This window comes from Firmicutes bacterium HGW-Firmicutes-1, from assembly GCA_002841625.1.
Classification (GTDB): Bacteria; Bacillota; Clostridia; order Lachnospirales; family Vallitaleaceae; genus HGW-1.
This window is the reverse complement of the sequence record PHAG01000002.1, coordinates 235,478-247,928: the sequence shown is the minus strand read 5'-3', so window position 1 is coordinate 247,928 and position 12,451 is coordinate 235,478. Positions and strand designations below refer to the sequence as shown.

At 33.6% G+C, this 12,451-nt stretch carries 16 protein-coding genes; 1 reads left to right on the top strand and 15 read right to left on the bottom strand.

Going from position 1 to position 12,451, the window contains the following annotated elements; translation table 11 throughout:
* Positions 1–34: 34 nt before the first annotated feature.
* The 14 genes from CVU84_03305 to CVU84_03240 all read right to left on the bottom strand — a co-directional run bounded on the left by CVU84_03305 (position 35) and on the right by CVU84_03240 (position 11,117).
* Positions 35–1,300, bottom strand: coding sequence for a glutaconyl-CoA decarboxylase subunit beta (locus CVU84_03305; protein PKM96118.1), 1,266 nt, complete (start codon positions 1,298–1,300; stop codon positions 35–37).
* 95 nt (positions 1,301–1,395) lie between these two features.
* Positions 1,396–1,797, bottom strand: coding sequence for an acetyl-CoA carboxylase biotin carboxyl carrier protein subunit (locus CVU84_03300; GenBank protein PKM95841.1), 402 nt, complete (start codon positions 1,795–1,797; stop codon positions 1,396–1,398).
* A 35-nt stretch (positions 1,798–1,832) separates the two neighbouring features.
* Complete coding sequence (locus CVU84_03295) at positions 1,833–2,141, bottom strand: hypothetical protein (protein ID PKM95840.1); 309 nt, start codon at positions 2,139–2,141, stop codon at positions 1,833–1,835.
* Between the two features lie 13 nt (positions 2,142–2,154).
* The gene (locus CVU84_03290) at positions 2,155–3,687 is read right to left on the bottom strand and encodes a carboxyl transferase (GenBank protein PKM95839.1); all 1,533 of its coding nucleotides are present in this window, start codon (positions 3,685–3,687) and stop codon (positions 2,155–2,157) included.
* A gap of 93 nt (positions 3,688–3,780) precedes the next feature.
* Positions 3,781–4,359, bottom strand: a complete 579-nt coding sequence (locus CVU84_03285) for an SAM-dependent methyltransferase (GenBank protein PKM95838.1) — start codon at positions 4,357–4,359, stop codon at positions 3,781–3,783.
* A gap of 12 nt (positions 4,360–4,371) precedes the next feature.
* On the bottom strand, positions 4,372–5,082 hold the full coding sequence (locus CVU84_03280; GenBank protein ID PKM95837.1) for an rRNA pseudouridine synthase: 711 nt from the start codon (positions 5,080–5,082) through the stop codon (positions 4,372–4,374).
* 8 nt (positions 5,083–5,090) lie between these two features.
* A complete protein-coding gene (locus CVU84_03275; protein ID PKM95836.1) occupies positions 5,091–6,245 on the bottom strand; it encodes a D-alanyl-D-alanine carboxypeptidase in 1,155 nt (384 codons plus the stop codon).
* 64 nt (positions 6,246–6,309) lie between these two features.
* The gene (gene scpB, locus CVU84_03270) at positions 6,310–6,879 is read right to left on the bottom strand and encodes an SMC-Scp complex subunit ScpB (protein ID PKM95835.1); all 570 of its coding nucleotides are present in this window, start codon (positions 6,877–6,879) and stop codon (positions 6,310–6,312) included.
* 2 nt (positions 6,880–6,881) lie between these two features.
* The gene (locus CVU84_03265) at positions 6,882–7,631 is read right to left on the bottom strand and encodes a segregation/condensation protein A (protein PKM95834.1); all 750 of its coding nucleotides are present in this window, start codon (positions 7,629–7,631) and stop codon (positions 6,882–6,884) included.
* 12 nt (positions 7,632–7,643) lie between these two features.
* Positions 7,644–8,225, bottom strand: coding sequence for a hypothetical protein (locus tag CVU84_03260; protein ID PKM95833.1), 582 nt, complete (start codon positions 8,223–8,225; stop codon positions 7,644–7,646).
* Between the two features lie 132 nt (positions 8,226–8,357).
* Positions 8,358–8,675: a rhodanese-like domain-containing protein gene (locus CVU84_03255; GenBank protein ID PKM95832.1), complete on the bottom strand. Its 318-nt coding sequence runs from the start codon at positions 8,673–8,675 to the stop codon at positions 8,358–8,360.
* Between the two features lie 234 nt (positions 8,676–8,909).
* Positions 8,910–10,193, bottom strand: coding sequence for a spore gernimation protein (locus tag CVU84_03250; protein PKM95831.1), 1,284 nt, complete (start codon positions 10,191–10,193; stop codon positions 8,910–8,912).
* Between the two features lie 198 nt (positions 10,194–10,391).
* Positions 10,392–10,568 carry a DUF1540 domain-containing protein gene (locus CVU84_03245; GenBank protein PKM95830.1) on the bottom strand — a complete coding sequence of 59 codons (177 nt, stop codon included), beginning with the start codon at positions 10,566–10,568 and terminating at the stop codon, positions 10,392–10,394.
* A gap of 234 nt (positions 10,569–10,802) precedes the next feature.
* On the bottom strand, positions 10,803–11,117 hold the full coding sequence (locus tag CVU84_03240; GenBank protein ID PKM95829.1) for a catalase: 315 nt from the start codon (positions 11,115–11,117) through the stop codon (positions 10,803–10,805).
* Positions 11,118–11,297: 180 nt separating this feature from the next.
* On the opposite strand from CVU84_03240, the gene CVU84_03235 reads away from it, so the two are divergent.
* On the top strand, positions 11,298–11,561 hold the full coding sequence (locus CVU84_03235) for a hypothetical protein (GenBank protein ID PKM95828.1): 264 nt from the start codon (positions 11,298–11,300) through the stop codon (positions 11,559–11,561).
* 132 nt (positions 11,562–11,693) lie between these two features.
* Here CVU84_03235 and CVU84_03230 read toward each other — a convergent pair whose 3' ends face one another.
* The gene (locus tag CVU84_03230; protein ID PKM95827.1) at positions 11,694–12,437 is read right to left on the bottom strand and encodes a hypothetical protein; all 744 of its coding nucleotides are present in this window, start codon (positions 12,435–12,437) and stop codon (positions 11,694–11,696) included.
* Positions 12,438–12,451 lie beyond the last annotated feature (14 nt).

Genomic DNA, 12,451 nt, shown 5'->3' with positions numbered 1-12,451 from the left:
CTATTTGAAAATTTCATGCTATATTAAATTTGGTTTACTTTAAATATAAGGATAAAAATACCCCTGCTGCTACTGCTGAACCAATTACGCCAGCAACATTAGGTCCCATTGCATGCATTAACAGATAGTTCGTTGGATCTTCTTCACGTCCAACCTTCTGAACTACTCTTGCAGCCATTGGTACCGCCGAAACGCCTGCTGCACCAATTAATGGATTGATTTTACCACCTGATAATTTACACATAATTTTACCTAATACTACCCCGGCTGCAGTACCAAAGCAGAAAGCGAGTAGTCCTAGAAGTAAAATACCTAAAGTAGCAAAGTTTAAGAAACTATCAGCACTTGTTGTCGCACCAACAGTAATCCCAAGAAATATAGTAACAATATACATCAATGCATTTGAAGCTGTATCAGCTAATTTTTCTGTCACACCACAAACTTTAATTAAGTTACCAAACATTAGCATACCAATAAGTGGTGCTGTAGAAGGTAATATAAGAATAACTAAAATAGTAACAATGATTGGAAAAAGTATTTTTTCCAATTGAGATATTGGTCTCAATTGATCCATTTTAATCAATCGTTCTTCTTTCGTAGTCAACAACCTCATAATAGGTGGTTGTATGATTGGTACAAGCGCCATATAAGAGTATGCAGCTACTGCAATTGGGCCAAGTAAATGAGGCGCCAATTTAATTGTTGTATATATTGCAGTTGGGCCATCTGCTCCACCAATAATGGCTATAGAAGCTGCTTCCTGAGGTGTAAACTTTAAAGCTAACGCCCCAAAAAAAGCTAAGAAAATACCAAATTGTGCTGCCGCTCCAAGTAAAAAGCTTTTTGGATTTGCTAGCAGTGGTCCGAAGTCAGTTAATGCACCAACACCCATAAAAATCAAAGGTGGAAAAATACCAAGCTTATTACCCATATATAAACTATATAATAAACCTGCCGGCATTTCTTTTACCTCAGTACTAGTAATCATTTCTACGGCATGTTGACTATAGAGTGCTGCATTTTGGAGTAAGCTACCATGAAGTGTTTTCTCTCCAATTATTTTAGCTAAATTATCAGATAAAATAACAGAAGGACCATCCATGATACCGGTTAATGGTAAATTAACCAATAACATACCAAAAGCAATTGGTAATAATAACAATGGTTCATATTCCTTTTTAATAGCAAGGTATATAAGTACTAATGCAACAGCAATCATTATTAAATTCTTGACTGCATATATGCCATCTGCTTCGTTATAAAAATTTTGAATAATCCAAGCAATTCCAGAATCGTACATAAAATCTTGGAAAGCTTCTAATATCGAATTCCACATGAACTGTTCTACCTCCTATCCATAGGTTATTGAAACTGAAATAAGTAAAACATCAACAATTAATTAATTGATGCCAATAAATCCCCAGCATTTACAGATTGTCCTTCAGTTACATTAATTGAAGCAACTGTTCCCGTAAAAGGAGATACAATTTCATTTTCCATTTTCATAGCTTCTAATACTACGATTACGTCACCAGCTTTTACAGTGGCACCTACGGATACTTTTACACCAACAATCTTCCCTTGCATTGGTGCATCTAATTTGTTTGCCCCTGCCGCAACTGCTGCTGGAGCTGAAACTGGTGCTGCTACTGGTGCTGCTGCTGGTGCTGCTACTGGTGCTGCTACTGCTGCTACTGGTGCAGTCATAACCGGTGCTGCTACTGTTTGACCACCTTGAAGCTCTTCAACATCAACTTGATACGTATTTCCATTCACTGTTACTTGAAATTTTTTCATCATAATCCTCCAATCAAATCATTATTCTTTTTATTTTATCTACAATTCAACTTGTTTTTTGCATTTACTCTTCTAAAAGATGTTACCCTTAAACGGTCTGCAGTAGTATTTAGCGATGCTGCAATTGTAGCAGTTATGACTGCGACTAATTCTAAATCATCTTCTTTTTTTACTACCACAGTTGTTTGAGCAACTGGTGCTATAACGTTATCACTTTTTGGGATCGATTTTTCAGTAGGTTTAATATATTTAAACAAACTAATTACGATGGAAATCAAAATCAATACCGCAAAAACCGTGGTCATACCACAAAACAGCGCTTTGACGCCTTCCATATAATCCATCTATTTCACCGCCTTAAACTGTACCATGTTTTTTTTCTGGACCAAAATCTCTTTTTGTAAATAGCATTTCTAAAGCTGCAATAAGACGTTTTCTTGTAGATGCAGGATCGATCACATCATCAATATAACCTCTACTAGCTGCTACATATGGGCTTGCTTGTAAATTTGCATATTCGCTTGATTTTGCAGCAATAACTTCATCAGATACCGATGAGGTTGCAATTTCTTCAGCATACATAATCTTTACTGCAGCTGTAGCATCCATTACAGAAATAACCGCTGTTGGCCATGCAAAAACAAAGTCAGCTCCAATGTGCTTGCTGTTTTGAGACACATAAGCTGAACCATATGCTCTATTTACGATTACATTTATTTTTGGTACTGTCGCGCTAGCGAATGAATAAGTCATTTTTGCTACTGCTTTTGAAAGTCCCGCTCTTTCTTCTGCTACAGTTGCAGCAAATCCAGCAACGTCTGTAAACGTTACCAGTGGAATATTAAAAGCATCACAGAATTTAACGAAACTAACAATTTTCTTGCAACCAATACTAGTGATCTTTCCTTCATTCCCAATTGTATGGTTCGCCACAATTCCGACAGTAGACCCATTCAATTTAACAAAAGAAGTCACTACTTCAGTTGCATAATTTGCTTTCACTTCAATTGCTGCATTATTGTCTGCTATTGAAGTAATGATTGTTCTAGCATTCACTCCATGTTCAACAATATTAGCAAGTAGCGCAAGCTCTTCAGTAATTCTATTCGGATCATCAGTTGTCTCAAACAACGGACTTTCCTCATAATTATTAGATGGTAGTAAGTCAACTAGATTTCTCATTGAAGCAAGACAAGCTGCATCTGACTCACATACAAAATCGACTATGCCAGTGTTTTCTGCATGAAAAGCAGCACTAGCATATTTTTCAAAGCTTGCTGATTTATCATCTAAGGCATTTGGACTATTCACGAATAACTTTGTGTTTTTTTCTGTCATAAAGGTAAAGTCAGACAGGGATGGAATGACTGCAGCTCCACCGCCACAGCTTCCTAGAATTGCAGTGATTTGAGGTACAACACCTGATGCTAAGGATTGTTTAAGGAATAAAATACCAAATCCTTCTAATGCATCTGTAGCTTCTTGTAATCTTAATCCTGCTGAATCAATGAGTGCTAATACTGGTGCTCCCATTTTCAAAGCCATGTCATAAATTGTAGTAATTTTCTTAGCGTGCATTTCACCTAATGCGCCACCCATTACTGTAGCATCTTGACTGTAAACATATACTAATCTACCGTTGATTGCACCGTAACCAGTAACAACCCCATCAGCAGGAGCTTCTTTCACACTTAGGTTGAAATCTGTAGCTCTTTGTTTCACAAAGGCACCTAATTCAACAAAAGTATTCGTGTCAAGAAGTAATTCAACTCTTTCCCTAGCCGTAAGCTTACCATCGGCATGGATTTTCTCGATTGCGGCACTGCCGCCTCCTTGCTCTATTTGGCCTCGGCGGTTAGTGAGTTCACTAATTTTTTCTTGGATACTCATTCATTAACCCTCCATTTATTTAATTTACTTAAAACAAAACAACTTTCACCAATTACCATTCTACATGAGTCGCTGGTAATAATCAAGTAATTTTCAAAATTTATCCAAATTTGTTCTCTTGTGTAATAAGTGTATTACTGGTGCTGCGTTTTTACGATTCAGGTATGAAATAGTCATTATATCAATATTTTTTTCATCTAAATTTCTCAACAGGTTTTCTACAACATCCTTTTCTCGGACTCCACCATCATGACCGTAATATACAACAATTGACATAACCCCACCTATTTCTAGCATTTCAATAACCTTATTGATTGCAATAATGGTTGTTTCAGGACGAGTGATAATTGCTTTGTCACCACTTGGTAAATACCCTAAATTTAACATAGCAACATTGATTTTTCTATTAATATATTGACCAATATTTTCATGACCATCATGAATTAATGATACCCTATCTTGTAATTGTTTATCCTCTAATTTTCTTTTTGTATTTTCAATAGCTATTGCTTGTACATCAAATGCATAAACTTTTCCCGATTTGCCTACAGCTTCTGCAAGGAAACAAGTATCATTTCCATTTCCAGCAGTCAAATCTACGGCAATATAGCCCTCATGAATATAAGGGCTAATCTCTTTTTTTACGATTGTAGTTATTTGATCTGTTATCAATTCATCACCACCTTATAATCTTTTCAAATAATCAATTTCATCATTTGTTAAAGCTCTATACTCGCCTTGTTCTAAGTCTCCTAATTCTAAATCACCAACTGCTATTCTTTTTAAAAATATAACTTTTGTATCAATCCATTCAAACATTCTTCTAATTTGTCTGTTCTTACCTTCATGTAGTATTATTTCTAATGTCTGTGTATTTGAATCCTCTGTGATGATAGTAATGCTGCAGGGAGATGTTTGATATATTCCTAAATCTGCACCATTTCTAAGTTTATCAATCTCATTTTCATCTGCTTTTGGTTCAACAATGGCAATATATTTTTTCCCAACAACATGTTTGGGGTGAGTAAGCTTATAGGTTAAATCTCCATCATTGGTTATTAGGAGTAATCCACTTGACATATAGTCTAGTCTTCCCATTGGATATAATCTTTCGTTCGTTGGCAAGAGATCTAGAACTGTTTTTCTCCCTTTCTCATCTGAAGCTGTTGTAACATACCTAGTTGGTTTATGAAGCATATAATATTTCAGTTCAGTAACGTGATCAACTATAATTCCATCATATTCAACCGAATCTATACTTGGATCTATTTTGAGCCCTTGCGTAGTAACCGTTTGTCCATTCACCTTAACTCTTCCATCTTCAATTAACTTTTCTGATGCTCTTCTTGACGCAATGCCTGCTTCCGCCAAATACTTTTGTAATCTGATTTCCATAATATCTCCTATTTACCTATAAACAGTTTCCATACATAGTTACAACAGTAAGCATAATCAATTCTTTCTACTGTATTCGTTGCTTTAATATCAATGGTTGTATACAGTTGATTATCGATATATATGATTGCTGTTCCAATAACTGAATCTTTTATGATTGGTGCTTCATCAATTGGAATCATATCATATATCACATCTACCTTTTCATCTTCTCTAACTATTGTCCGGACATCTTGTGATAACATGCCGAGGGTTGAGCCCTTGCTTGAAAACTTAATATTATCAAGTTTAATTACTATTGTTTTATCTTTCAAGATTGTTTTGTACGAATAATGATCAAATCCATAATCCATTAAAGCTATTGTATCACGCCATCTATATGTTCTATTATTTGGCCAACCACATGCTAGTAAAACTACTATTAGCTCCATATCTCCTTGTTTTACAGAACCAACAAAACAGTACCCTGCATCTCCAGTATACCCAGTTTTCACTCCATTAGCACCTTCATACATATTTAAGAAAGCATTTTTATTATCTACACTAAACCTACTTTTGTTAGTAACTTCTGAGAAACTATGCGCAGGTGTATTGATAATATTGTTAAATTCCGTATTTTCCAAGGCATATTTTGTAATGAGCGCTAGATCATAAGCAGTTGTATAATGTCCTTCTGCATCTAATCCATTTGGTGTTTTAAACGATGTATTTCGTGCACCAATTTCTTTAGCCTTTTCAGTCATAATATCACAAAACTCTTCTACACTACCACCAACTCCCTCAGCAATTGCAATTGCAACGTCATTGCTTGATTCTAGCATCAACGCGTATAATAAATCCTCTAATAAATAGGATTCTCCTTCTTTAATATATAATTTTACCTTGGGGGCAATTTCTGCTTTATGACTAACAGCAATTTTTTGATCAAGCTTGCCGTTTTCAAGTGCTACTATACATGTCATTATTTTTGTTGTACTCGCCATTGCCATTTTTTTATCAGCATTTTTTTCCCATAATACTCTTCCAGTCACCTTGTCAATAAGAATTGCACTTTGGGCAATTATTTCATTTTGATCTATTGCATAAACACGAAAAAAGATAATATTGTTCATAAAAATAACAGCAATAATTAAAGTAAGAATTCTCTTCATCACGATTCCCATTCCTTTTCTTTAATAAATATCTATTGCTGTTATTAAAAATTATTCCTAAAAAAACGACTTTTTACTAGTCCACAAGCTTCAATTGTACTTCTTCTAATACTTCGTTCTTGAGCATTGATAATTGAGATTCCTCTAAAAACGGCATTTGTTCAACCGATTCTAAGCCAAAACATCTTAAAAACTCTTGACTTGTACCAAATAAAACTGGCCTTCCCGGAGCATTTAACCTACCAACCTCAGTGATCAATTGATATTCCACCAACTTATTTACTGCATGATTGGAATTAACACCTCTAATTTCTTCAATATGCAACTTAGTAATCGGTTGCTTATATGCAATAATTGATAACGTCTCCACCAATACATCTGTTAAGGAGAATTCTCTTGATTTATGGCTTATTTGTTTAATGAATTCATAGTATTCGGGCTTTGAGCATAACTGATAGCATTCTTCTAAAACAATGATTCGAATTCCACGATTTTCTTCCTCATAACGATCACACAAGTTGTTAATAATACGCTTTGTTGTTTTTTTATCTTGTCCTAAAACCTCACATAGCTTATTAATATGAATTGCATCTCCAATTGAAAATAATACTGCCTCTATAGCTGCTTCAATTTTACTTATTTCCATAGTTAATTCCTTCCGATAAATTTAATCAAAATATCATCAAATAAGGTTTCTTGAAGAATCTCAATCAAACCCATCTTCATTAATTCTAATATTGCTAAGAAGGTTACAATGACAGCTACTTTTCCTTGCTGTACTTCTAGTAAGTCCTTAAAGCTAAAGCTTTCATAACGTTCACACAGTGCTTTGATTTCATTGATTTTATCTTCAACGGTGAATTCTTCTTTTTTGATTTCTCCAAATTTGCTTCTTATAGGGTCAATTTTATCAGTTTTTTTCTTCATTACAGATTTGAAAACCGAATAAAGTTTTGAAAAATCTACTTCACTTAATAATTTTTCAGGATCAGCCACAGGTAATAAAGAAGCAATTTCTTCTGGAATTGTAGGATCTTTATATATTACCTTTAGTGCATCCCCTTGGAGCTCCTTGAGCTGGGATGCCATAAGCTTAAATTTACGATATTCAATAAGCTTATCCATTAATTCCTGTCTAGGGTCACCTGTTTCTTCTTCCTCTATTTCATCAACTGGCAATAGCATTTTAGATTTGATATTTATTAATATGGCAGCCATTTCAATGAACTCACTCATGATTTCCATTCTGTCTGTTTTCATTTGTCGAATATATTCTAAGTATTGATCTGTAACCTCAGCAATGGGAATATCATAAATATTTAACTTGTGCTTATCAATTAAATGAAGCAATAAATCAAGCGGGCCTTCAAATACTTTTATTTTTACTGGTATGCTCATGGATTTTGCTCCTTAATTGATAAATGGCAAAATAATTAGGCGAAAGATGCCATCGACAAATCTTGATAAAATTCCGATTACTAAAAGCAATATAAAAATTGTATGGATTATTCTTTCATTTTGTACTAACTTAAAATAAGCATTATTCGAAAATGAATGAATGATTTTAGACATTTCAAGTGGTGGTATTGGCAATAGGTTCATGATTACAATTGAAAAATTAAAATAGATTAGTCTTCCAACAAATATTTGACCTATTGGTAACGTAATGTAATTAAACATTGGTAAAAGTGCTGACATTATCAATAGATTCGCAAAAATACCTGTTAGTGCAATCGCTAAAATACCCTTGTTTTTATCTCTAAACTTTGACGAATTGTATTCGTAGGGTTTTTGCCAACCAACATTTAATAGTACAAACATAATTAATCCAAGTGGATCTATATATTTAAGTACGTTTTTGTTTATTTTTTGAGTGCTCCTATAGATAGGATGTGTTACTGAAAAAGCTACTATTGACTTAGGTACTTCATGAACAAGCATTGTAATAATACCACATACGATTGTTATTGCTATTTCAATTATTAAATTCATAAATACACCTCGAAATTATTTTAATACAAAATTTGAACCTTCTATTCTATGCTATTGTACTAATAAATGAATATAAAAGCAAGAAAAAACAGCAAAAGAAAAGTGGCTATAGTTTGCCACTAAACGATTCCTCTATTTTATGGGACCTGCCCAAGCCATCATACCACCCATCATATTATATACTTGATAGCCTTCACTACTTAAAAAGCTTGCTGCACCCTTACTCCTACCTCCACTTGCACAAACAACTATTATCTTCTTACTTTTATCAATTTCCGAGAGTCTTTGAGGTATTGTATTTAATGGAATTAGTTTTGCTTGTGGAATATGACCTTTCTTATATTCATATTCTTCTCTAACATCAACAATAACAACATCTTCATCTTTGATCCAACCCTGAACCTGCTCTGCATTTACATTAGAAAAGTTTTTCTTGAATAATTCAAACATATAAAGCACCTTCTTTCGATTAATGATAGAGTCAATGTTACAAAACCTCCGCATTCGCTACGGTTTCGTAACAGAATGCAAGCTCCGCTTGCACATCTGTGGGGGCTTGAACCCCCACAGATGTTGGAATTGGTTCCCCCACTTAAGAAGCGGGGTACTTCTTCCATTCGATTAAACTATACATCATCAGAACAGTTTTGTCAATCATATATTCGAATATTACGATTTAATGTTTTAATATGTTTTTATAATAAAATTGTCTTCAACAAGCAGCCAATTTTGTGGAAATTCACGTCCTAATACCCAATAGAAGAAACCTCTAATTCCTAACGATTTTACAAGATCAAACTTAGCTTGAATACTTCTTGCATCTTCAAACCAAACTTCATGCTCAATACCTTCTTCATCTCTATATTTAAAAAATGGAGATGCTGACTCCGCATCATATTCAATGTTTACACCATATTTTTCTGCAAGAAGGATTGCTTCTTGAGAGCTTATGGCTCTCGCTCTTGATTCTCCTGCAACAAAGGGCAGTTTCCAATCATAACCATATAGCGGTATACCCATCATTACTTTTTCTTTAGGGATTTGAGTTAATGTATAATCCATTACTTTCTTAACTTCATTTATTGGAGCTACGGCTCTAGGTGGTCCAGCAACGTAACCCCATTCATAGGTCATTATAAAAACATAGTCTACTGTTTTTCCATGAAATGCATAATCATGTCCTTCATATAAGACGCCTACCTCATCCGAAGATGTTTTAGGTGCAATTGCAGTTGATAGTGAATAACCATTTCTTTTTAGAATGGCTCTTGCCTCAACTAAAAAACTATTATATGCTTCTCTGTTTTGAGCACCTAAATACTCAAAATCCACATCTAGTCCCTCATAACCTTTTTCTTTCATGATTACAATTACCTTGTCAAGAACCGCTCTTCTTAACTCTGGGTTACTCAATACCGCTGTTGCTGCTTCTGTACTGAATTTTCCCTCATCAATATTAGTAATAACCATGATTGGCCTAGAATTGGTTTCTTTGGCAGCATTAAGTACCTCATTTTCAAATTGTAACGGCTTTAGCTCACCTTTACTATTCACTTGATAGCTAAATGCTTGAATGGACGATAAATGTTTTCCTACCTCTAAAACCACTTCTCCAGATCGATCACCAGTAATATCTGTATCAACATATCCCCCTGAATACATAGGTGTTCTTGGTTTTTGAGGAAGGTATAATCTCATCCCCGGAACAATTTGACTGTTATTTGTTAGGTTATTAAGCTTTTCAAGCTGTGCGATTGGAATTTTATATCTGTAACCTATCGTATAAAGCGAATCCCCGGGTTGGACAAAATAATAAGAACCCCAAATGGGGATCACTATAGTTTGACCTGGAACCAAAGACCCCGGATTTTCAATTTTATTGGAAGTAATTAATAGGTTCATGGGAACATTATACATTAAACCAATTTCCATTAATGTATCACCTGTTTGAACTACATGAATTTGCATGAGAAACCTCAAAATGCTCTTTATAATACACTATTCAACTGAATTGGATTATGTTATCTTTTTTTATGTAATCCTAAGCATATCAAGCTGAATGTTAATTATATAAGAGAAGCACAAATTGCCTTATCATTACTTAGTACACATTATAATAGCTATAGGTACTCAATGTACTTATAGCTATTACTTTACTTCTATAAATTAATCTTTTAGTTCATAAGAACCACAATCAGTAGCCTCTTGAGCTGCTACATCTTCCATCGTTTCACTTTTCACAACATCAATGTGATCAAGTGTACAATAATCTGTTGTATCATGATATCTACAATCTGTTACTGTACATCCTATACTATTATTTGTTGAATTTTTATCATGCATATGATTAACTCCTTTTGCTTATTATTAAAAAATATTTAAAAAATGCAGATAACAGCAATCTTCAAATAGTTTTTCACTAATAAGATACACACAAACAATACTTTCTATACACTATAGTACTAATTTCCTATTAGAATTTAAGAAATCACCATGTCTTCGCCACAAATTTCCAAAAGTTTTTTATCGAATAAAAAGCATATACAAAACAACTGTATATGCTTTCCTAAAGTACAATTAATAAAACTTCTTCGTATTTTGATAATCTTCAACAATACGTAGCGTTTCGCCAAATCTTTGAAAGTGAACTACTTCTCTTTCACGTAAAAATCTAAGTGTGTCAATAACTCCAGGGTCATCACTTAATTTAATTAAATGTTCATATGTTGTTCTAGCCTTTTGTTCTGCTGCCATATTTTCAGTTAAATCCGTTACTGGATCATCTTTAGAATTGATAAAGGCTGCTGTCCACGGAACTCCCGCTGCATCATGTGGGAATGGACTTCTTCCATGATTCGCAAAATGTGCAGCAAATGGTGTGCCTTTTATCATATCTTCTTCTGTGCCAAGATGTTATACGTAATAGTGATTAGCATATAATTCATGCATAATATTCCAATAAATTTGCGTTCCTTCCTAATATAATAGTATTAATTTTTATTTTAAACCAACAACAATTAGATTGACACAAACGTTCGTTCGTATTACTATTGACTTAGGAGGTGCATGTAATTGAAGACAATAAGTAAGAAAATTGAAATGATTTGCAAAACTGATGAACTTGGAATAATGCAGCCTTTGAAATTTAAGATACTCGGCAAAAATGGTGACACTCAAATCTATGAAATATTAAGAGTAATAAAAGCGGATCTCGAAAAATTAGCAGGAAATAAGATGATGAAATTTGAATGTGAAATAAGACTAAATGAAAAGCCAAAGCTCTGTGAAATCAAATATGAGCTTGATACATGTAAATGGATTCTATTTAAAATGTAATTTTAAAAACCCTACTATGAATAATACATTGTAGGGTCTTTTATTACTGGGCAATATAAGCATATTGTTAAGTTTTCCATAACCTCTTAATCTTCTGCTCCTACATTATATCGGTTATTATATATATCCATATTATTCTAAAAATTTTGGATTACTTCCTATGATAAGACCTTCATTTTTTGACCATGAATAGTTCCATTTAAATTCATTTATAACATAATTCCATGTAAGCGGAAAATATGTGACATCTCTAAATGATAACACCGGATAACTTTCAGACAAATTATCAATCTTTTTTTCATTTACAGTAATAGAAAATGACGGGATTTTCGCACTATATTTCTGTGTAAAGTCATTATGAATATTATTGTCATATGGATTATATGCTCCAGTAGTACCTGTGCTAATTACTTTCAATCCTGTATTATCATTCCAATATGTTTCAAGTCCCATAAATCTACTTCCAGAAAACGTCATTGGAAAATAAGTAATATCCTTGTAGATTATCAGTGGATACTTGTTATGCTCATTATCGATTATAATGCCATTAATCTTAACATCAAAATTAACTATACTTACGCTAATTTCACTACTTGATGATTTACTTGTTTTTATAATTGTCGTGCTACTACTAGTACTATTATTATTATTACTTTCTGTAGGCGTATTATCAGATGGTACTTCAAACGAATATGGGCAAACTCCATTTGGATGTAAGTGTGGACCATTACCATGATGATAATGGTATGATCCTAATCCTGATTTGTTTTGATTATCTCTATGTCCACCATTACCATCAGTCCTTCCCGAATGTGCAAAAGAACCAAAAGAAAACATTATTAATAAGATGCATATATATATCCCAAATTTTTTCATAATTTTCCTCCTGT